Source organism: Streptomyces sp. NPDC002476 (assembly GCF_042889785.1).
Taxonomy (GTDB): Bacteria; Actinomycetota; Actinomycetes; order Streptomycetales; family Streptomycetaceae; genus Streptomyces.
Map to the genome: position 1 here is coordinate 210,670 of NZ_JBIARH010000005.1, position 19,929 is coordinate 230,598.

Consider the following 19,929-nt stretch of genomic DNA (forward strand, 5'->3'; position numbering starts at 1 on the left):
GATAGGACCTTGTTGCAAACCCTTCGCAAGAGCGAGTGGGTCACAGCCCGAGTGACATCCCCGGCCCCGGCGTGCCCGGGAACCGGTGGATACACCCGTACCGGGCACCCGTCCCAAGCGCTTATGGAATGAAATATGCGACATTTGATGCGGGGAAGAACGCACACGAGGAGTTGGCCATGCCCCCCGTGATCCATGAAGAGGCCGAAGCCTGGCTCGTCAACGACACCCCCGATCTGCCGGCGGTGCCGGTGGACCTGCTGTACGACGCCGACACCGACCCCCGTAACGTCCACCTCGCCTTCCCGGGCGGCGTCGACTGGTCGTTCGACCGTGAGCTGCTGGAGCGCGGTCTGAGCGGCCCCGCCGAGCGTGGCGGCGTCCGGGTGTGGCCGTGCGGACGGACGCAGCTGGTCGTGGAACGCCACACGGAGGAGGGCGTGGAGGTGGTGCAGTTCGACAACGCGCCGCTGATCCGTTTCCTGCATCGCACGGAGGACGAGAACGTCGACGACGAGGGCGTCGGCGCCCACACCCACACCCACACCCACACCTGAGAAGCCGTACCCGAAGAAGGCACGACCGGGAAGCCGCACCCGGCCCCCTGTTGTACACGCGCCTGTACACACTCCACAGCCGCGCCACAGCCCCGCCACGGCCCTCGCCCGTGCTCCGCGCGCCCCGGACACGCCGGGGTCACGAGTTGCCGGGCCGGGGTCACGAGTTGCCGGGCCCCTTCCGCGCGGAAAGCATGGAGAGGTGAGTGACGACGTCGCGTATCTCCGTTTCCCGCACCTCCACGACGATCTGATCTGCTTCGCGGCCGAGGACGACCTCTGGGTCGCCCCCCTCGCCCCGGAGGGACAGCGCCCCGAACGGGCCTGGCGGCTGACCGTCGACCGCACCCGGATCGGCCACCCGCGGTTCTCCCCCGGCGGGACCCGCATCGCGTACACCACCTGGCGCAGCCTCGACCCCGAGATCCATCTCGTACCGGTCGAGGGCGGCCCGGCCCGCCGGCTCACCTACTGGGGCTCGACGGACGCCCAGGTCTGCGGCTGGACCCCCGATCCGGACGACACCGCGCAGATCCTCGCCGTCTCCTCGCACAACCAGCCCCTCTCGCACCTCTCCTGGGCCTACACCCTCCCCACCGACGGCAGCCCCGGCGGCAAACTGCCCTGGGGCCCGGTCTCCGCCATCGCGGCGGCCGACATCGACGGCGAGCGCCGCACCCTGCTCCTGACCGGCACACCACCGCACGAACCGGCCTCCTGGAAGCGGTACCGGGGCGGCGCCACCGGACGGCTCTGGCTGCACGGCAAGCGGCTGCTCCCGGACATCGGCGGCCACCTCGACTCGCCCATGTTCGTCGCCGGGCGGATCGCGTTCCTCTCCGACCACGAGGGCGTCGGCAACCTGTACTCCTGCCGCCCCGACGGCAGCGACCTGCGCCGCCACACCGACCACGACGCCTTCTACGCCCGGCACGCCTCCAGCGACGGCCGACGGGTCGTGTACCAGTGCGCGGGCGACGTATGGCTGGTCGACGACCTGGCGTCGCCGGACGCCGTCCCCCGCAAGCTGCAGGTGCGCCTCGGCGGGCCGCGCGCCGGACGCCGGACGTACCATGTCTCGGCCGCCAGCAACATCGCCTCGCTGTCCGTGGACGAGACGGGCCGGGCCAGCGCCGTCGCCGTACGCGGCAGCCTGTACTGGCTCACCCACCGCGACGGCCCGGCCCGCACCATCGCCGACACCCCGGGCGTCCGGGTCCGGCTGCCCGAGATGCTCGGCAGCGGCGGCCAGGTCGCCTATGTCACGGACGCGGACGGCGAGGACGCGATCGAGATCGCCTACCTGCCGCGCGCCAGCGGCGGCCGTCCGCCGCGCCGGCTGGCGTCCGGGCGGATCGGCCGGGTCCACGAACTGATCGCCGACCCGGACGGCGAACGCCTGGCGATCGCCACGCACGACGGACGCCTGCTGCTCCTGGACACCGACGAGGAGACGGCCACCGGCGAACCGGCCGAGCTGATCCGCTCCGTCAACGGCCCGGTCCGCGACCTGGCGTTCTCCCCGGACGGTGCCTGGCTGACCTGGTCGCACCCCGGCATCGGACGGTCGCTGCGGCAGATCAAACTGGCCCGCATCCTCGGCACCGGCGCCCCGGTGATCGTCGACGTCACCAACGGCCGCTTCGAGGACGAGAACCCGGTCTTCACGGGCGACGGCCGCTATCTCGCGTTCCTCTCCTGGCGCGGCTTCGACCCGGTGTACGACGTGCACACCGGCGACCTGTCGTTCCCGCTGGGCTGCCGCCCGTACCTGGTGCCGCTCTCCTCCGCCACCCCCTCCCCCTTCGCCCTCTCCCCCGAGGGCCGCCCGGCGGCGGGCGGACTCGACCCGGTCGACGACGTCCAGGCGACCGCCCCCGACACGGGCGAGGGGCCGTCGGGACCGTCGACGGTCAGCGTCGAGTTCGAGGGGCTGGAGAACCGGGTGACGCCGTTCCCGGTGTCCGCGTCGAAGTACTCGGGGCTGCGCCCGGTGAGCGGCGGCGGGCTGGTCTGGCTGCGCTGGCCGATCTCGGGCGCGCTCGGCGAGACCTTCGTCAACCCGGCGGACGTGTCCGGCCGTCCCACGCTGGAGCACTTCAACATCTCCCGGGCCCGCAAGACCGAACTCGTCGGCCATCTCGACTGGTTCGCGGTCAGCGGCGACGCCACCCGGCTGGTCGTCATGGACGAGGGCGAGCTGCGCGCCGTGCCCGCCACCGAGATCGCCGACAGCGACACCACCGTCTACCTCGACCTGCGCCGCATCCTGCACGATGCCGACCCGGCGGCGGAGTGGCGGCAGGCGTACGCGGAGGCCGGGCGCATCATCCGCGCGTACTTCTGGGACCCGGGGATGTCCGGCATCGACTGGGACGGGGTCCTCGACCAGTACCGCCCGCTGGTCGAACGGGTCGCCTCCCCCGACGAGTTCGCGGACCTGCTGCGGGAGGTCCTGGGCGAACTCGGCACCTCGCACGCGTATGTGACACCGTCCCGCCGCAACGAGGGCCCGCCGCACTACCAGCGGGCCATCGGCCTGCTCGGCGCCAACCTGGTGCGCCGGGACGGCGACTGGACGATCCGGCGCATCCTGCCCGGCGAATCCTCCGACTCCAAGGCCCGTTCCCCGCTGGCCGGTACGGGCATCCGGGCGGGCGCGGTCCTCACCCATGTCGACGGCCGCCCGGTCGACCCGGTGGCGGGCCCGTACCCGCTGCTGGAGGCGGCGGGCGGCACCACCGTCGAACTCACCTTCCGCCCGCCCGAGGGCGAAGGGGGCCGCCCCCGCCGCGTCGCGGTCGTCCCGCTGGTCGACGAGCGCCCCCTGCGCTACCAGGACTGGGTGGCCAAACGCCGGGAGGTCGTACGGGACTTGAGCGGCGGCAAGTGCGGCTACCTGCACATCCCGGACATGGGCGGCTCCGGCTGGGCCCAGTTCAACCGGGACCTGCGCATGGAGATGTCCCGCCCGGCACTGATCGTGGACGTACGGGGCAACGCGGGCGGAAACATCAGCGAGTTGGTGGTCGAGAAGCTGACCCGGACGATCCTCGGCTGGGACCTGACCCGCGGCGCCCAGCCCGTCTCGTACGCCTCCAACGCCCCGCGCGGCCCGGTGGTGGCGCTGGCCGACGAGGCGACGGCCTCCGACGGCGACATGATCACCGCCGCGTTCCGGCTGCTGAAGCTGGGCCCGGTGGTGGGCCAGCGGACGTGGGGCGGCGTGGTCGGCATGACCGGCCGCCACCGGCTGGGCGACGGCACGGTGATCACGGTGCCGATGAACGCGGCCTGGTTCGACACGTACGGCTGGTCGGTCGAGAACTACGGCGTCGAACCGGACGTGGAGGCCCTGCGCACCCCGCTCGACTGGGCCGAGGGCCGGTACGCGGTGCTGGACGACGCGGTACGGGTGGCCCTGGACCTGCTGGCCGCACACCCGGCGGCGACCCCGCCGACGTACGACTCGGTCCCGGACCGGCGGCGCCCGCCGCTGCCGCCTCGCTGACCGTTCGGCGCCCCCTGCCCCCGCGCCGATCGTTCGACAGCCCGCCCGTACGCCGCCCCTCGCCTCCCCGCACGCGAGCAGCGGTATCCGTGGTCTGCCTCACGTGCCGTCACAGCGACCCGTCACGCGGTGTCCTGATGCCGACAACCCGGCAACGGCCGACCACACGGCAGCGCCGACCCGGGTGTGCCGTACCCGCCGTCACCCGGCACCGGGCACGGCACCCGCTTCGGTTCTGCCGCCCGGGCCGGCCGGTTCGCCCTCCGGCCGCCCCCACCCGTCGGGCGCGGGCAGCTCGCACCACACCGTCTTGCCGCGCACGCCCTGCTCCACGCCCCACCGCGACGCCAGCGCCCCGACGAGCGCGAGCCCCCGCCCCGACTCGTCCTCGATGCCCGCGGCCCGGGGCGTGGGCCACACCCCCGGCTCCGGATCGCTCAGCTCCACACGGACATGACCGCAGTCCGTACCAGTGACGCGAAGACCGACCGGCGTGCCCTCACCGAGGTGCACGATCACATTGGCCAGCAACTCGCTGACGCAGAGCAGCAGATGGAGCGCGTCCACCTGACCGCACCAGTCGCGCAGTATCTGCCGCACCTGCGGTACGGCCTTCGGCACGGCGATCAGTTCCAGCGCGAACGGCTCGAACGGCTCGAACGGCCCGAACGGCCCGGCGGTCACGCTGCGGCCGCCGCACGCAGGACGTCGGCCAGCCGACGCGCGGTCGCCGCGTTGCAGTTGCCGAGCGCGACGAGCTGCGGCTGTCCCGCACCCCCGGCGAGGGTCAACGGATCGACGCCGAGGGACGGCAAGGTGATGCCGTGCGCCGCGAGGGCCCCGCGCAGGGCGCGGACGTCCGCGTCGATGTCGTAACCGACCGCCTCGTGCGGGGGCGTGTGGTGCGGGCTGTCCATGAGGGGGTCGTCCACCTTTCATTGCTCACTGTGACGAACCCTTCACACACTGCCGCATCACCTCCCGCCGTGAAAGGGTTTCCCGATCCACACACCACGGCGCGAACACGGGCGCGAGACGACGCCGTTCGCGGGGCGGGGTCCTGCCGTCCTCGACGGCGAACCGCCTGGTTGCCGTCACTTCAACTGCCCGTGATGCCCGGACGGTTCGAGGTCACTCACCGGCACGGACGGCTCGGATCAGGAGTGTGCCCACCGTGCGCTTGTCGTCCTCGGGGGCCGGAAGAACCATCGCCGTCACATCGAGGAACCCGTGTTCCTTGAGGAGGGCGGACCACACGTCGGGTTCGTAGTCCCAACGCTTGACGATCGCGGGATCCTCGTCGGGACCACGTGAGATGTAGGACGCCTGGCAGCCGTAGCAGCCTTCCACAGGTGGCCGCTGGGACATGGCGAAGACGCCGCCGGGACGAAGACCGGCGTGGACGGCCGGAAGCATCAGGCCCGGATCGCAGAACCAGGCAGCGCCGAACACGCTGTAGACCGCGTCGAAGACCGTGTACGTTCCTGCCAGGTACTCAAGGGCGTCATCCTGGTGCAGTTCCATGCCCCCGGCGTCGGCCCACCGGTCGCGGGCCTTCCGGAGTTGCCCGGAAGAGAGGTCCACCCCCACCGCCCGCATACCGAGGGTGGCGAGATGAGCCGCGTTCCCCCCGGACCCGCACCCGAGGTCCAGCACCGCCTGCCCCGGCTTCAGGGAGAGCACTTCGGCTCCGGGGCCGTGGTCGGCATACTGCGTCCAGTTGAACCATGTGGTCTCGCCCCGGTTGTTCGTCCGCCGTCGCTGCCCCTTTGTGGCGGAGTACACGTCCCATGCCGCGCCCTCGGTCTCTGACACGTCTCGATCCGTTGTCGCATTCGGAGAGCCGCCCGGCTCCGAGCCGGAAGGCTGATGGTTCGGGCGCTACTTGCCTCGCGTTCCGGCCAGATACGCAGCGAGTCTCGGCTGGTCGCTCTCGATGCGTTCCAGGACGGCCTCCGCCGTTTCCCGGCGGCGGGTGCCCAGTTCGCGGTAGACGAGCCACAGACCGGTGCGTGCGACTTCCCTGCACCGGTCGCCCAGCTCGGAATCGCCCAGGGCGACCTCGTCCTCGTCCGACTCGCCCATCACGATCTGCTGAAGGAGCTCCAGAACGAGGTCCCGGGCATCGGCCGACAGTTCGTCGAGCAGGCCCGCCAGGAGGACCGAGATCACAGGGAGTGCGGCACTGCGCAACTGCCCCTGGACGACCACGACATTCTCAAGTTCCCAGTAGGCCGCCATGGCCTCGTCCTCGTCGGCGGCCGCCAACAAGCGACGCAGCGCGTCCGGCACATTGCCGGACCGGTTGCCGAAAGTACGGAAGGTCTCCCACTGGATGCGGGAGATCTCCACCTCGGCCAGGTTCCTGCCCACCGGACACCTTTCCTTTTCTCGCGTTCCTCGCGGCATTGTCGCAGCCCTCCGCGGTCAGGCTCCATCGACGGCGGGCAGCTACGCGTGCTCCGGCGTCCGCAGCGCGGCGCGTACCAGGGCGCGGCCTCTGGCGGCGGTACGGGCACGGATGGCGGTGTCGTCGTCGGGGCGGGTGCCGTCGGGCCCGGCGGCCGGGGTCGTGCAGTCGCGGCAGAGGCCCTTGTCCGGGACCGGGCGGCGGCACTCGTCGCACTCGGCCCAGCGGGGCAGACCGGTGCCGGGTGGCGGCTCGGGCATCGCGCACGCGGGGAACGAGGGCTCGGGCGGCGGGGGCAGTTTGCGGGTCAGGCGGTCGCGCAGGAGCGCGGCGGCGGAGTGGATACGGGCGGGCAGCCCGCCCAACAGGGCCCCGGCCAGGTCGCGGTGGTCGTACCCGCGTTCCAGCCAGGCGGAGACCAGCGGGGCAAGCGCGAGCGCCTCGACCGCGCCGAGCCGCAGGCGCGGTTCCGGGCCGATCACCCGGAACAGCGTGGCCGCAGCCACACCATGCGCCTCGGCGGTAAACGGATCAACGCTCCCCTGGCCGTCTCCGGTCCGGGCGTCGGCTCCGACTCCACCTCCACCTCCACCTCCGGCTCCGGCTCCGGCTCCGGTCCCGAAGGTCTCCGGCGCCGTGGGAGGCGTCGACGCTGCGGGCGTCTCCGGCAGCTCGCCCGAACCCTGCCGCCGACTCCGACCCCGACGGCGACTCCGACTCCGGCGTCGACCGGGGAGGGAGGGTTCTTTCCCACAGTCCTTTACGGGGTTGGCGCCAGGCCCACCAGAGGTCGGCGCACCGGAACCCGGACGGTTGATACCCGGTACGACCTGGCAGGCAAGGCCCGAACCGGAACCCGGGACGGGCTGCTGCGGGGTGTCGTAGACATGGGACTCGCTGACGAAAGTCCCGTCTTCGCGGCGCACTTTGAGGACTCGGTAGTACCCGAACGACGCCAGCTCCCGCAGCGCCTTCGCCACCGCCAGCCGACCCTGCGGACTCGTGTCGGCCATGCGCCGACCGTCCTCGGACCAGCCATCAGGGCGGGAAAGAAGATCGGCAAGAAGGCCACGGGCGGTGTACGACAACCGCCGGTCCTGCAACAACGCGTTGGGCAGGACCGTGAAACCGCACGTATGGCGGCTACGATGAATCTGCATGAGGAGGGTTTCAGCTCCTTGTGCCAGGCCCCGGGGCGTTGCCGCGCCGCCGGGGTCACTTTATTGAGTTTCGGGGTCACAGAACGTACCACGCCCAACACGTTCGGTCGCCCAGAAGATCGAGCCGCGAACCGTCAACCATTCGCAGCGCATTGTGACGAACCCCTCACCCACTGCCGCGACGGCCTCTACCGTGAAGGGGTTTTCCGCTCCACTCGGCACAGCGCGAAAGGTGGTCAACCGTGGCTACGCGCAAGGAGATCGACGGCTCCGAAGGCGTCCCGCAGTTCTACGGAAGCGAACTCCGCTTCAAGCGGGAACAGGCGGGCCTCACCCTCGAAAAGCTGCTCGACGGCAGCTACTACGGCATCACGTACCTCAGCGAGATCGAACGCGGTTACCGCCGCATGCCCAGCGACCTCGCCCAACACGTGGACCACGTACTGGCGACGGACGGCTTCTTCGCGCGGCACTGCGAAGACGTACGCAAGGCACGGCGCAAGGGCCACGCGGAGTACTTCGAACGCGTACTGGACGCGGAGAAGCGCGCCGAGGTCATCGCGCAGTGGTCCCCGACCGTCTTCCCGGGCCTGCTCCAGACGGGCCCGTACGCGCGGGCCGTAATCTGCGCCGAGCGTCTGCCAGAACTTCCGGAGGAGACCGACGCAAAGGTCAACGCACGACTGGCACGGGCCCAACTCTTCGAGGGGAACCATCGGAAGCCGCAGTACTGGACCATCCTGAACGAGTCCCTGTTGCGCCAGCCGATCCTGTCTCCTGAGCTGATGGCCGAGCAGCTCACCCACATCGCCACCCTCATCAAGCGCGGCCGGATCCTTGCCCAAATTCTTCCGTGGAACGCGGGAGCGCACGCCCTCATGCTGGGCAACGCCATGATCCTGGACTTCGCGGACGCGCCGCCGCTGTTCTACACGGAGAGCCAGCACCACGGTCACACCGTCGACGATCCGGGCCTCGTGAAGCAGTATCGGAGGTCGTACGATCTGCTGAGGGCCGCCGCCTTGCCGCCGGAGGCGACCCTCACCATGATCGAGGAAGCGGCAGAGGACTACCGAAATGGTGTGCAGCCGATTCGACTTGAGCGCCGCGACCTGGCGTAAGAGCAGTTACAGCAATTCCTCTGGTGGCAACTGCCTCGAAGTCGCCCAGGAGTTCGCGCACTGGCGCAAGAGCAGTCACAGCAACACCTCAGGAGGCGACTGCCTCGAAGTCGCAGATGGGTTCGCCACCTGGCGCAAGAGCAGCCACAGCAACTCCTCCGGAGGCGACTGCCTCGAAGTCGCGGACGGCCGCCCGGGCATCGTCCCCGTCCGCGACTCCAAGCGCCCCGAGGGTCCCGTCCTCGTCCTCCCCGCGTCCGCCTGGACCCCGTTCATCGATTCCGTCAAGGCAGCCTGACCGCCCCACAGTTGTTATCGCCGCTACGGCGGCACGAGCCGCCGCATGGTGATGAGCCGACCTTGACCGGGCTCTGTGGGAGCTGGTCCCCTTGTACGCGATGGGGCGTCGGATTCGGGGGCTGCCTTCGTGACGAGATCCGCAACTGGAGAGGCGTACCGCGCCGCGAGTGCCCGGCGTGACCGGGCCGATCCCGGCTTCGGCAGGACAATCCACGCATGAGGCTGCGACGAGGCGTTTCCATCGCTGTCGTGGCCGCCGGTGGAGCCGTGACGACGATGCTCGTGGGGCTCGTCACCAACGCGGTGTCCGAGTCGGAATGGCCCGGGTGGCTGGGGTCGTTGCAGCGGCATGCCTGGCTCTCGTTCGCTGTGCTGGGCGGGGCCATGACCGGATTGACCGTGCTGCTCGCCGCACTGTCGGAGTCGGGGACACCCGGGCGCCCCATCGAGCCGGTTCCCCGGCCGGAGGGAGGGACGGAGCCTCCGGGTGCCGCCCTCGTGCTGCGGTCCCTGCCGCGCGACACCATCGCGTTCACCGACCGGAACGCCGAGCTGGAGGCGCTGGTGCGGTCCGTGAGGGACTCGCAGGACAGCGGCTCGGCCCTGCCCGTGCATGTGATCGACGGGATGCCGGGAGCCGGGAAGACGACGTTCGCCGTGCACGCGGGGCACGTACTGTCGGAACGGTTCCCGGACGGGCAGCTCTTCGTGAACCTCAACGGGCACACGGCGGGCAGGTCCCCCGTGCAGGCCACCGAGGCGCTCGCCTCGTTGCTGGCGGCGACCGGGGTACCGGCTCAGCGGATCCCCGCCGGTGACGACGTGGGTGCGGTGACCGAGGCGCGTGCGGCCATGTGGCGGAGCCGGCTCGCGGGCAAAAAGGCGTTGCTCATCCTCGACAACGCAGCCAGCTACCGGCAGTTGGAGCCTCTGCTCCCCGGCGGGAGCGACTGTCTCGTGCTGGTCACCAGCCGGAAGCGACTGGCCGCGTACGAGGAAGTGGTCCTACCGGTGGAGGCGTTACCGAGGGAGCACGCGGTCGACCTGTTCGTGCGACTCAGCGGGAGGCCGCACGACTCGCTGGACCGGGCAGTCCTCGAACAGTTGGTGGAGCTGTGCGGATACCTGCCGCTCGGGGTGTCGTTGCTCGCCGCTCGACTGCGCCATCGTCCGGCGTGGGGACCGGAGGAACTGCGGGCGCGCCTGGTAGCGGCCCGGGACCGGCTGGGAGAGCTCCGGGCCGGGGAACGCGCCGTCGCGGCGACGTTCAACCTGTCCTACCAGGAACTCACCTCCGAGCAGCGGCACTTCTTCCGGTGCCTCGGCCTCTACCCCGGCACCGACCTCGACGCCTTTTCCGGGGCCGCGCTCGGCTCGCTCTCAGTGGCGGCGGCGCGCGAGCGACTCGACGCGCTCTACGACGCCCATCTCATCGACGAGCACCCGGGAAGCCGCTTCAGGCTTCATGATCTCCTACGCGACTATGCCCGCGGTCTCGCCGAAGAGGGAGGCGGCATGGAACCTGTTCAGGCCGTTCAGCGCATGTGCGCCTACTACCTGGCCGTCCTCGCCGTCGCGAACGGACACATCGGCCGAAGTGGTGCCGCCGAACCGGATCCTCCGGACGGCGCAGCCGCGTACGATACACCGCCCATCGATTCCCGTACCGCGGCCCTGGGCTGGCTGGAGGACGAGCGGGCCAACGTACTGGCCTGCATTCGGCGGGCGAACAGTCTCGCGCTGTACGAGCTGGTGATCCGCATGGTCGCGGGCATGGCGCCCTTCCTGCGCCAGGCCGGCCCCTGGGACCAGGCCGTCGGCCTCCATCGGACGGCCGCCGAAGCCGCCCGGCGCACCGGCGACCGGCGGGCACTGGCGGATGCTCTGGCCGAACTCGGAGTCGTACGGCGCTTCATGGCGGCCTACCCCGAAGCCGTCGAAACGCTGAGCGAGGCCGTGGCGGAGTACGACGCGGTCGGCGAGAAGCGAGGCAAGGCGGATGCTCTGAACCAGCTGGGCATCGTCCGGTACATGACCGCGGACAACGAAGCGTCCGCGCGGGCCCAGACCGATGCCCTCGCGCTCTACCGCGAGCTCGGCGACCGGCTCGGCCAGGCGAACGCGCTCGCGGACCTGGGCATGGTGCGCCGTCAGACCAGCCGGTTCGGCGCCGCCGTGGAGGCGCAGACCGAAGCCCTGTCGATCTACCGGGAGCTGGGTGACCGGTACGGAGAGGCGAACTCCCTGCGGGACCTCGGCATCGTGCACTGTCTTCTGGGCGAGTACCGGTCGGCCGCGCAGCACCACCACGAGGCGTTCGAGATCTACCAGGCGCTCGACGACCGGGCCCACCAGGCGTACGCCCTCAACGAGATCGGTGTCGTGCGACGCCTGACCTCCGACCTCACCGGAGCGCGGGAGGCGCACAACCGGGCCCTGGAGTACTTCACCGAGCTCGGCGAACGTTTCGGCCGCGCGAACAGCGTCCGCCACCTCGGGGTACTGGACCGCGTGGAAGGGAACGTCACCGAGGCGATCCAGTCGCTGAATGACGCCCTGGGCTCGTACCGCGATCTCGGCAGCCGTGGTGGCGAGGCAGTCTCGCTGGGCGAGCTGGGAGTGGCACGCGGAGTCGCCGGCGAGCGGGACGGTGCCGTCGATTCGTTCCGGCGGAGCCTGGAGATCCTGCGGGAGCTCGGCGACCGGTGCGGTGAGGCGGAGGTCCTGAACCACTGGGGGACGCTTCTGCGGTCCTTGGGCGACTGGACCGTCGCACGCGAACTCTTCGAGCAGGCCCTGGGGCCGGCCCGGGACATCCGCTGCCCGCTGGAGGAGGCGCGGGCCCTGGAGGGGATCGGTCGTTGCGACTGGACGGCCGGCGAGCGGGCGCGGGCTGAGCGTGCGCTGCGTGAAGCGCTCGCTGTGTACCGGCGGTTGGGCGTGCGCGGGGCGGCGGACGGCATCGAACGCCTGCTTGCGTCACGGGCGCGGTGAGCCGGGTACGTGGCCGGATCCGATATGCCGCCACGGGTGGCGACGCTGCTACGTTGCGGGCCGGTCCGCCGCCTCAACGACCACCGCGCTGCATCGAGGAGCGTCGAATGCCGTCACGCACGCCCGTTCCCGCGCCGCACGCCACGGAGCCCGTCACCGCAGAGCCCGTCACGGCAGAGCCCACGCATGGCTCGACCGTGCTGGACCGTGTCGCCGCCCGCGTACGACAACGGCTGGCGGCCGAGCAGACCACGCCGAACCGAATCGGCGAGGGTGGCCACCAGGCTTCGCTCAGCCGGTTCCGGCCCTTGTGAGCCCTGCCGCTCGATGACACCGCGCAAGGACATCGCGCCCTTCCGATCGTTCATTCTCAAGGTCGCGAACCGTTGCAACATCGACTGCGACTACTGCTACGTCTTCAACTCCACGGACCAGGCCTGGCGGCGTCTGCCCGCCCGGATGAGCGTGGACGTGGCCCGGACCGCGGGTCGGCGGATCGGCGAGCACGCGGCGGCACACGGTCTGCGGGACGTACACGTCGTACTGCACGGCGGTGAGCCGTTGCTCACCGGCCCCCGCCACATGGCGGACCTGCTCGACGCCGTACGGGACGGTGTGCCGACCAATGTGGCCGCCCATTTCGAACTTCAGACCAACGGGACGCTCCTCACGGAGCCGTGGCTCGACCTCTTCGAGCGATACGACGTCGTCGTGGGAGTCAGCCTCGACGGCCCGCCGACCGCGAACAACCGGCATCGGCTGACGCACGCCTCGCGGTCGAGCGCCGCCTCCGCCGTACGCGGAATCGAGCTGCTCCGGTCCAGACCACACCTGTTCGCAGGGTTGCTCGCCGTCGTCGACCTGGCCAACGACCCGGTCGAAGTCCACGACTACCTGGCGTCGTTCGAACCCCCGGTGATCGACTTCGGCCTGCCGCACGGGACTCACGACGAGCCGCCGCACCGCAATGACCCGAGCGTGCCCGAGTACGGGTTGTGGATGAGCCGCGTCCATGACGCCTGGCTCGCCCGGCCGACGCATCGGCACAGTGTGCGCATGCTGGAGGACATCGTGGCGCTGAGCTGCGGTGTACGCGGCTCGGTGGAGTCCCTCGGCCTGGCCCCGCCGACGAGCCTCGTGATCGAGTCCGACGGCACCATCGAGGACGTGGACACCCTGCGGTCCGTCGAAGAAGGTGCCTCCTGGCTGGGACTCGACGTCTTCGGACAGCCCTTCGACAAGGTTCTTCACCATCCGAAGCTCCTGCACCGGCGGCACGGGATGGCCGCGCTCGCCGAACAGTGCCAGGGCTGTCCACTGGTGGAGGTGTGTGGCGGGGGCTACCTCCCGCACCGCTTCAGCGCCGACCGCGGCTACCGGAATCCCTCCGTCTACTGCGCGGATCTGGACCACCTCATCCGGCATGTTCAAGGCTCCCTGCGCCGGCACGGCTGGGACTCGGACGCGGCGACACCCGTAGCCGAGGCCGTGCCGTCGCGCCAGGACCACGCGTTGGAACGAGCGAGTGAGACCATGAAAGAGCGACAGGAGATCCCGATGACCGTGACGATCCGGCCCGCCCGCAACAGCGATGTCGTGGCTCTGGCCGAACTGATCGAGGAAATCGAAAGGTTCTACGGATCGAAGGAAATCCAGCCGTTCGAGGAGCGCCGCTCTCAGGTGGAGGAGGCACTCTTCGGCTCCCCGCCCTTGGCGTCCGCGCTCCTGGTCGAGGACGAGGCTGGTGAACTCGTCGGGCTCGCAGCCTATTCGTTTCTCTGGCCCGCGGCCGGTTCCTCCCACTCCCTGTTCCTGAAAGAGCTCTATGTCCGCGGCACACTCCGCCGCCGGGGCGTCGGCGCCCGCCTCATGAACGAACTCCGTACCCTGGCCGCAGCGCGTCCTGGATGCAGCCGGGTCGAGTGGATGACGGACCGCGACAACCCCGGCGCGCGCGCCTTCTACAAGTCGTTGGGGTTCGAGGAGTTCGACGGGAAGATCGTCTACCGTGTGGACACTGGTACGACGTGAGGGTGGGGCGGGGACTGTGAAGCAAGAGGAGCGTTGTGATCGATGTGAGCTCACCATCGGGCTGGGCTGTGCGTGCCCGCCGGACGGAGCGGTACCAGCCGTACCAGCCGTGCCAAAGGCACGCCCGGCGGTTGCGCTCCGACAGGAATGGCGGCGCTTCCCCGCGGACACGATTCTGATCTCCCCGACGCGGTACGCGCATCTTCCCGGCTGCACCCATCTGACCGAGAAACTGGTGACCGCCCCTCGCTGGGGCTGGATCCCCACACCTCCGGCCGGGCTCTGGGACCGGCTGAGCAGTAGCCACCCGGCGACCGCGACGGAGGGAAACACCGCGCGGCAGGCGGTACGGCGGTGCGAGGATTGCCAGACAACGCGGATGTAATGTGCGCATCCACACCTGTCGCAACTGAGTTCCGAGGGTACGCGCGAGCGCACGTGTCCCGCAGGAACGAAGTGCGCCGATGAAGCTCTCGCAGAGCGACCGGAGGCGCCACGTCGCGGTTGCGATGGCCACGGTCGACGCGAGGAATCGGATGCTCGCGTCCGGCCTTTCCGGTGCTGGTCGTGTGGACAGGGTCTCGCCGGGCGCTGAAGGGGCGCTTTCGCGGTGGCCATGGACGGGACTCGGCTGCGGCCCGCGCAACTCGCAGAGATGAAGACCACCGTGGACACGCGTCTCGGCGGACGGTACGGCCTGGGCATCGCCCGGCTCCCCTTGCCCTGTGGCGGCTGGTACTGGACCCACCCGGGCAGCGTCCCCGGCTACGCCACCCGCGCCGGCGTCACCGACGACGGCCGCCGGGCCGTCGTGCTCTCCCTGTCCTCCCGGGTGCCGGCCTGGGAACCGGTGGAGAAGGCCACCGATGCGGCGATCCAGCACGCCCTGTGCCGAACATGACCACCGCGCCCGTGAACGAGCGGATTGTCAGTGGCACACAGCAGACTGACGCCATGTCATATACAGACGAGTTCCGTACCTTCGCCCGTCGGTGCGGGGTCTCCGACGACGCCATCACCCGCATCATGTGGAACTTGCAGCCATCCGCCCATCTGTCCATTCGCGAACTGTCCGAGGTCGGCCCCGAAGATCACGTGGTGGGTCACGTCGGCGGGCTGCCGAAGATGCCCGCCGAGGTCCCATGGGACGAAGGGATCTTCGTCGCCGATCTCGACCTGGCCGCGATACCGAAGCAACCACTGGACCTCGGGCTCCCCCGCGAAGGGCACCTGCTGTTCTTCACCGCTTCCGACTTCCGATACGCAGGCTATGCGGACGATGCGATGGTGCTCCACATACCGCCGGGGACCGAGACGGCCGAACGCCCCGAACCTGAAGAGGGGTACCTCGACGACGCGTGGGGGCCGCACTTCCTCGAACGGCGGGTGCTGGTCTGCCGCCCTGGTACGGCGTGGGACGTCCTCGACTGGATGTGGGACATCGACAACACCGGTCATCCGTATCCAGCAGCCGAGATGCCGGACATCGAGGACGTGCACGAGGAAGCCAGGGAACGGCTTCGGCCGCTCCTGGAGGCGGTCACGGAGTATGCCGAGCGGGTCGGGACCATCCCGCTCGTGAACCGGAGCTGCGGATTGCGAGGGGTGAAGCTGAACCCGGATTACCACAGCAACTACTACAGCGAGGAGTTCCAGGCGAGGTGCGAGGAAGCCGTGGTCATATGCAGGTCCGAGCCGGGAAGGTTCGACGACCTGCATGACAAGGCCCTCAAGGAGGGGCCCGAGGGAGCGTGGCTGAACCTTTTGGAGTTCGGCGAATCTCACCTCTTCTACGATGGCGACGGAGAGGTGGGCTGGTCCATTCCCCGGGACGACCTGCTGGCGCACCGTTTCGACCGCGTCCGGCAGACCTACTTCTGCTGACCCCGGGCTCCTGCCGCCGGGCGGTGCCCGGCCCGGCGGCACTTCGCGCCCGGTGGTCACGAAGCCTTGACCGGTCGGCCTTCCGTACGGCCCTCACTCGTCAACACCCCTGCGCCGGCGCCGGATCTTAAAGGGCTCGGTCACAGGTACACACCACGGCCCCGGACGCCGCTCCGGGCCTGTTCGACTCACTGCCGCTGTTCGCGACGGGAGCGGTCATGAACGTCCTCCTCGTATGCGGCTTCGCCGCTTTCGTACGGCGCCTCCAGCGCGTGGCACGCCGCGAACCCGGCCAGTGACAAGGAGCGGTGAACGGACGGCAGCCGAGCCGTACGCCGAGCAGCGGCCCGGCACGCGCGTGCTCCGCCAGCCTGTTTTACTGAGCCGACGAATTCTCCGGCGCACGACGGGACGGGACACGGACGCAGCACGGCGGACCGTGCGCGGAAGGCGGCTCGTCCTCGCGTCCGGCCCGAACCGTTCCCGATCTTTCCGAGTCTCCGAATTCTGAACCAGTCCGCCGGCCGGCTCGTCCACCCGGCCGGTGGGCGCCTCCCGGCAGGAGCAACGAAGTGCAGCAGCTCACGTACGACGACATCAAGGCCGCCACCGACCGGATCACCGGACACGTCCGCCCGGTCGCCGTCGCCCCCGTCGACCCGGGAACGGTCCGTACGGCTTACCTCGGCGCCTCCGACGGCCGGTCCGAGGCTCCCCTGGGGGACGTCTGGTTCGCGCTGGAGTTCCTGCAGCACACCGGCTCCTTCAAGGCGCGCGGCGCGCAGAACTTCATCCAGGCCCACCGCGAGGCCGGCACCCTGCCGGACGCGGGAGTGACCATCGCCTCGGGCGGCAACGCCGGGCTCGCCTGCGCCTGGGCCGCGCGGCAACAGGGCGTGCGGGCAACGGTGTTCCTGCCGACGCTCGCCCCGGCGGTCAAGGTCGCCAGGCTCCGCGAACTCGGCGCGGACGTACGGATCGTGGGCGCGGAGTACGCCGAAGCGCTGGAGGCGTGCGCGGAGTTCGCCGCCTCGACCGGGGCACTCGCCTCGCACGCGTACGACCACCCACTGATCGCCGCCGGGGCCGGGACCCTGATGGAGGAGATCCACGCCCGAATCCCCGGCCTGGACACCGTGGTGGTCTCGGTCGGCGGCGGCGGTCTGCTCGCCGGTGTCGCCACCGCCGCCCGGCACCACGGAATCCGTACGGTCGCCGTCGAACCGGAGAACTGCCGGGCGCTGAACGCCGCCGTCGAGGCCGGTGCCCCGGTCGACGTGCCCGTCGACTCGGTCGCCATCGACTCCCTCGGTGCCCGCCGCGCCACCGCGCTCGCCCTGCACGCCGCCCGCCAGGAGGACGTGCGCTCCGTCCTCGTACCGGACAGCGAGATCGTCCGCGCCCGCCGGGCGCTGTGGGACCAGCACCGCGTCGCCGTCGAACACGCCGCCTCCACCGCCCTGGCCGCACTCACCGCCCCGGCCCCGTACGGCTACCGCCCGAGCGAGGGCGAGAGGATCGCCGTCGTCCTGTGCGGCGCGAACACCGACCCGAGCGACCTCGCGTCCAGGACTGACGACCGCTCCTGACACCTCGGTGACGGGTGGGCCCCGGCCGTGGACCGGCGGTCGGGGCGGTCCCGCACGGCCCGGTCCCGGCCCCGGCCCCGGAGCCGTCCGCTCAGGACGCAGACGTAGGCGTCAGCGTCGGCGTCGGCGTCGGCGTCGGCGTCGGCGTCAGCAGGCGGTCGAGGGCGCGGCGGGTGCGTCCGGGGGCCTGCGGGTCCCGTTCCAGCTGGATCGCGTGGTTGAGGCCCATGTAGAGCCCGATCAGCTCGAAGGCGATCTGGCGGGGGTCGGTGTCCGCGGGCAGCTCGCCCGCCCGTACCGCCAGGCGCAGGTCCACCACGAGGCGGCGCCGCCAGATGCGGAACAGCCGCTCCACCACGTCCCGGACCGGCCCGTCGGCCCGGCCGTCGAACTCGACCACCGCGGTGGTGAACAGGCAGCCACCGGGAAAAGCCTCCCGCTCGCGCTCCAGATAGTCGATCCACCGCTCGCAGACCGCCCGCAGACGGGTCAGCCCCGGCCCGGTGTCGGCGACCGGCTCCCACACCGACGCCAGGAAGATCACCGACGCCCTTTCCAGGGCGGCGAGTTGAAGCACCTCTTTGGTGCCGAAGTGGCCGAGCAGGCCGGACTTGCTCATCCCGAGGTCGGCGGCGAGGCGCCCGATCGTGAGCCCTTCCAGGCCCTCGACCGAGGCGACCGCGACGCTGCGCTCGATGATCCGGTCCCGCGTCCTGCGGGCCTCGACGGCGGAATTGCGCGGGCTCATGAGTTCCAGGGTATCCGGGGGCATGCCGTACGCCGCGTTTTAACTTCCGATCGGTCGTTCGCTATATTCGCGGCATCCTGATGCCCACCAAGGAGCTGCCATGCCAGGAGCTGCCATGCCAGGAGCCCGCATCGCCGCGCTCGGCCACCACCAGCCGGACCGCATGCTGACCAACGACGACCTCGCCACCATGGTGGAGACAAACGACGCATGGATCCGGCAGCGCACCGGCATCGCCACCCGCCGCATCGCGGACAAGGAGTCGGTCGCCGACCTGGCCGCCGCCGCGGCGGGCAAGGCACTCGCCGCCTCCGGGCTCGCCCCGCAGGAGATCGGCCTGGTCACCGTCGCCACCTGCTCGGCCATCGACCGCTGCCCCAGCATCGCCGCCCAGGTCGCCGGCCGCCTCGGCATCCCGGCCGCCGTCGCCTACGACCTCAACAACGGCTGCGCCGGCTTCTGCACCGCCCTGGCCACCGCCGACCACGCGGTACGCGCCGGTGCCGCCCGGCACGCCCTGGTCGTCGGCGCCGAGAAGATGTCCGACGTGACCGACTGGACCGACCGCAGCACCTGCGTCCTGCTCGGTGACGGCGCCGGGGCGGCAGTGGTGAGCGCGGCCGAGGGCGACTCCATCGGCCCGGTCGTCTGGGGCTCGGACCCCACCCGGCGCGACGCGGTCCGGCTCGTCGACGACTGGCATCCGCACTTCGCCCAGGAGGGCCAGACGGTCTTCCGCTGGGCCACCACCGAACTCCCCGCACTCGCCACGGAAGCCTGCCGCCGGGCCGGGGTGACCCCCGACGACCTCGGCGCGATCGTCACCCACCAGGCGAACCTGCGCATCATCGACTCGGTCGTACGCCAACTCGCCCTGCCCGAAAGGGTCGTGGTTGCCCGCGATGTCGTCGACTCCGGCAACACCTCCGCCGCCTCCATCCCCCTCGCCCTGGCCAAGCTCGTCGAACGCGGCGAGGTCTCCCCCGGCGCGCCCGTACTGCTGTTCAGCTTCGGCGGCGGGCTGTCGTGGGCGGGGCAGGTGGTCCGCTGCCCGTGACCGGCGGGCACTTCGGCCCGGCGGACCTCACGCATGAGGGGTGTACCCGGTCTCCCGGGCACACCCCTCACGGACAACGCGCGGACTCGCGGACGACACTCGGACCCGACGACACTCGGACTCACAGACCCACCGACCCGCCGACCCACCGACCCGCGAAGCCGCGGGACCGAGAAGTCGCGGAGCCGAGAAGTCCGAAGCCGAGAAGTCGCCGACGCGTCAGCGCTCGCCGCCCGGCGGTCGCGGCGTCAGCGGTCGTCGCGGCGTCGGTCGCGGATGTCGTTCTCCGCGTCCTGGAGCCGGTCACGCCCCCGCTGCGACGTCTGCTGAGAGCGGTCGGACGTGCCCTGGCCCTGGCCCCGGCCCTGGCCCTGACCCTGACCCTGACCCTGACCCTGACCCTGGCCCGTCCGGCCGCGGCCCTGACCCTGGCCCTGGCCGCGCTCCTCGTTCGGCTTCTTCTTGGCCTGGTCGGCGAGCTGCTGCGCCTTGTCCTTGAACTGGTCTGCGATGCCCATGCTGTTCACTCCTCGTGGGTGCGTGGGGGCGGTCCGTGAGGACCTCGAC

18 protein-coding genes are annotated in these 19,929 nt (G+C 70.8%); 11 read left to right on the forward strand and 7 right to left on the reverse strand.

Annotated features, from left to right (window positions below; genetic code table 11):
- The first annotated feature begins 179 nt into the window (after positions 1-179).
- Together ACFYXM_RS08255 and ACFYXM_RS08260 are read left to right on the forward strand one after the other, a co-directional pair.
- Positions 180-557 (forward strand): SsgA family sporulation/cell division regulator, encoded by a 378-nt coding sequence (locus ACFYXM_RS08255; protein ID WP_389288005.1) that lies wholly within the window; start codon positions 180-182, stop codon positions 555-557.
- A gap of 202 nt (positions 558-759) precedes the next feature.
- The gene (locus ACFYXM_RS08260; protein ID WP_389288007.1) at positions 760-4,068 is read left to right on the forward strand and encodes a S41 family peptidase; all 3,309 of its coding nucleotides are present in this window, start codon (positions 760-762) and stop codon (positions 4,066-4,068) included.
- A 201-nt stretch (positions 4,069-4,269) separates the two neighbouring features.
- Here the strand turns inward: ACFYXM_RS08260 and ACFYXM_RS08265 are convergent, their stop codons facing one another.
- From ACFYXM_RS08265 to ACFYXM_RS08285, 5 genes are all read right to left on the reverse strand, one after another.
- Positions 4,270-4,752, reverse strand: a complete 483-nt coding sequence (locus ACFYXM_RS08265; RefSeq protein ID WP_389288009.1) for an ATP-binding protein — start codon at positions 4,750-4,752, stop codon at positions 4,270-4,272.
- Complete coding sequence (locus tag ACFYXM_RS08270; RefSeq protein ID WP_389288010.1) at positions 4,749-4,985, reverse strand: hypothetical protein; 237 nt, start codon at positions 4,983-4,985, stop codon at positions 4,749-4,751. The genes ACFYXM_RS08265 and ACFYXM_RS08270 overlap by 4 nt, the downstream gene beginning before the upstream one ends.
- A gap of 214 nt (positions 4,986-5,199) precedes the next feature.
- Positions 5,200-5,883: a class I SAM-dependent methyltransferase gene (locus ACFYXM_RS08275; protein ID WP_389288011.1), complete on the reverse strand. Its 684-nt coding sequence runs from the start codon at positions 5,881-5,883 to the stop codon at positions 5,200-5,202.
- A gap of 66 nt (positions 5,884-5,949) precedes the next feature.
- Positions 5,950-6,441, reverse strand: coding sequence for a hypothetical protein (locus ACFYXM_RS08280; protein WP_389288013.1), 492 nt, complete (start codon positions 6,439-6,441; stop codon positions 5,950-5,952).
- Between the two features lie 78 nt (positions 6,442-6,519).
- Positions 6,520-6,984: a hypothetical protein gene (locus ACFYXM_RS08285; protein ID WP_389288015.1), complete on the reverse strand. Its 465-nt coding sequence runs from the start codon at positions 6,982-6,984 to the stop codon at positions 6,520-6,522.
- An 896-nt stretch (positions 6,985-7,880) separates the two neighbouring features.
- Between ACFYXM_RS08285 and ACFYXM_RS08290 the strand changes: the two genes are divergently transcribed.
- From ACFYXM_RS08290 to ACFYXM_RS08325, 8 genes are all read left to right on the forward strand, one after another.
- On the forward strand, positions 7,881-8,759 hold the full coding sequence (locus ACFYXM_RS08290; RefSeq protein WP_389288017.1) for a DUF5753 domain-containing protein: 879 nt from the start codon (positions 7,881-7,883) through the stop codon (positions 8,757-8,759).
- Complete coding sequence (locus tag ACFYXM_RS08295) at positions 8,716-9,057, forward strand: DUF397 domain-containing protein (protein ID WP_389288018.1); 342 nt, start codon at positions 8,716-8,718, stop codon at positions 9,055-9,057. The genes ACFYXM_RS08290 and ACFYXM_RS08295 overlap by 44 nt, the downstream gene beginning before the upstream one ends.
- 218 nt (positions 9,058-9,275) lie before the next feature.
- A complete protein-coding gene (gene haaT / locus ACFYXM_RS08300; protein ID WP_389288020.1) occupies positions 9,276-12,053 on the forward strand; it encodes a cyclophane-containing RiPP biosynthesis TPR protein HaaT in 2,778 nt (925 codons plus the stop codon).
- Positions 12,054-12,160: 107 nt separating this feature from the next.
- Entirely contained in the window at positions 12,161-12,367 is a 207-nt protein-coding gene (haaA, locus tag ACFYXM_RS08305) for a HaaA family cyclophane-containing RiPP peptide (RefSeq protein ID WP_389288022.1), read from the forward strand.
- A gap of 13 nt (positions 12,368-12,380) precedes the next feature.
- Positions 12,381-14,084, forward strand: coding sequence for a cyclophane-containing RiPP N-acetyltransferase HaaN (gene haaN / locus ACFYXM_RS08310; RefSeq protein ID WP_389288024.1), 1,704 nt, complete (start codon positions 12,381-12,383; stop codon positions 14,082-14,084).
- Positions 14,085-14,739: 655 nt separating this feature from the next.
- On the forward strand, positions 14,740-14,985 hold the full coding sequence (locus ACFYXM_RS08315) for a hypothetical protein (protein ID WP_389288026.1): 246 nt from the start codon (positions 14,740-14,742) through the stop codon (positions 14,983-14,985).
- Positions 14,986-15,038: 53 nt separating this feature from the next.
- The gene (locus ACFYXM_RS08320) at positions 15,039-15,968 is read left to right on the forward strand and encodes a DUF1963 domain-containing protein (RefSeq protein ID WP_389288028.1); all 930 of its coding nucleotides are present in this window, start codon (positions 15,039-15,041) and stop codon (positions 15,966-15,968) included.
- Between the two features lie 572 nt (positions 15,969-16,540).
- Entirely contained in the window at positions 16,541-17,557 is a 1,017-nt protein-coding gene (locus tag ACFYXM_RS08325; RefSeq protein WP_389288030.1) for a serine/threonine dehydratase, read from the forward strand.
- A 91-nt stretch (positions 17,558-17,648) separates the two neighbouring features.
- Here ACFYXM_RS08325 and ACFYXM_RS08330 read toward each other — a convergent pair whose 3' ends face one another.
- The gene (locus tag ACFYXM_RS08330) at positions 17,649-18,305 is read right to left on the reverse strand and encodes a TetR/AcrR family transcriptional regulator (protein ID WP_389288032.1); all 657 of its coding nucleotides are present in this window, start codon (positions 18,303-18,305) and stop codon (positions 17,649-17,651) included.
- A 115-nt stretch (positions 18,306-18,420) separates the two neighbouring features.
- Here ACFYXM_RS08330 and ACFYXM_RS08335 point away from each other — a divergent pair, with 115 nt between their 5' ends.
- Positions 18,421-19,362 (forward strand): beta-ketoacyl-ACP synthase III, encoded by a 942-nt coding sequence (locus ACFYXM_RS08335; protein ID WP_389288033.1) that lies wholly within the window; start codon positions 18,421-18,423, stop codon positions 19,360-19,362.
- Positions 19,363-19,610: 248 nt separating this feature from the next.
- Here ACFYXM_RS08335 and ACFYXM_RS08340 read toward each other — a convergent pair whose 3' ends face one another.
- On the reverse strand, positions 19,611-19,880 hold the full coding sequence (locus ACFYXM_RS08340) for a hypothetical protein (protein WP_389288035.1): 270 nt from the start codon (positions 19,878-19,880) through the stop codon (positions 19,611-19,613).
- Positions 19,881-19,929 lie beyond the last annotated feature (49 nt).

Excerpts from the sequence above, each read along its gene's own strand:
- ACFYXM_RS08255 (WP_389288005.1), top strand. The coding sequence starts at position 180 with ATGCCCCCCGTGATCCATGAAGAGGCCGAAGCCTGGCTCGTCAACGAC.
- ACFYXM_RS08270 (WP_389288010.1), bottom strand. The coding sequence starts at position 4,985 with ATGGACAGCCCGCACCACACGCCCCCGCACGAGGCGGTCGGTTACGAC.
- ACFYXM_RS08295 (WP_389288018.1), top strand. The coding sequence starts at position 8,716 with ATGGTGTGCAGCCGATTCGACTTGAGCGCCGCGACCTGGCGTAAGAGC.
- haaT (WP_389288020.1), top strand. The coding sequence starts at position 9,276 with ATGAGGCTGCGACGAGGCGTTTCCATCGCTGTCGTGGCCGCCGGTGGA.
- haaA (WP_389288022.1), top strand. The coding sequence starts at position 12,161 with ATGCCGTCACGCACGCCCGTTCCCGCGCCGCACGCCACGGAGCCCGTC.
- haaN (WP_389288024.1), top strand. The coding sequence starts at position 12,381 with ATGACACCGCGCAAGGACATCGCGCCCTTCCGATCGTTCATTCTCAAG.
- ACFYXM_RS08315 (WP_389288026.1), top strand. The coding sequence starts at position 14,740 with ATGAAGACCACCGTGGACACGCGTCTCGGCGGACGGTACGGCCTGGGC.
- ACFYXM_RS08320 (WP_389288028.1), top strand. The coding sequence starts at position 15,039 with ATGTCATATACAGACGAGTTCCGTACCTTCGCCCGTCGGTGCGGGGTC.
- ACFYXM_RS08330 (WP_389288032.1), bottom strand. The coding sequence starts at position 18,305 with ATGAGCCCGCGCAATTCCGCCGTCGAGGCCCGCAGGACGCGGGACCGG.
- ACFYXM_RS08335 (WP_389288033.1), top strand. The coding sequence starts at position 18,421 with ATGCCAGGAGCCCGCATCGCCGCGCTCGGCCACCACCAGCCGGACCGC.
- ACFYXM_RS08340 (WP_389288035.1), bottom strand. The coding sequence starts at position 19,880 with ATGGGCATCGCAGACCAGTTCAAGGACAAGGCGCAGCAGCTCGCCGAC.